The 294-nt window shown below is 41.8% G+C and carries 1 protein-coding gene; it reads left to right on the forward strand.

Annotated elements, in window-relative coordinates:
- Window positions 1–79 precede the first annotated feature (79 nt).
- Window positions 80–294, forward strand: a 215-nt coding sequence (locus tag KKC1_RS13380; RefSeq protein ID WP_192868246.1) for a helix-turn-helix domain-containing protein, incomplete at its 3' end; no start/stop codon positions are given.

A 294-nucleotide genomic window follows, 5' to 3' on the forward strand; every position in this document is an offset into this window, starting at 1 on the left:
GTGTGTTTATCTTGTGATAATGTCACCATGTAAACTATCGTGATAAAATGTCACTATGAAGGACGAGGTGCGTTATCTAATGACCCAAGAACAACTTAATAGGTTTAGTGTTATTTCATCCCTCATTGATGGCCACATCACGGTCAGGGAAGCAGCTCTAAGTTTAGACCTGAGTGAACGCCAGGTTAAACGTCTAAAAAAAGGAGTGATGGAAGAAGGCCCGGAGTTTCTGATCCATAAAAATACTGGCCGTTCACCCAAGCATGCAATCCCTAAGGAAACCAAAGAGAAGAT

It is taken from the genome of Calderihabitans maritimus (genome assembly GCF_002207765.1).
GTDB classification, from domain to species: Bacteria; Bacillota; KKC1; order Calderihabitantales; family Calderihabitantaceae; genus Calderihabitans; species Calderihabitans maritimus.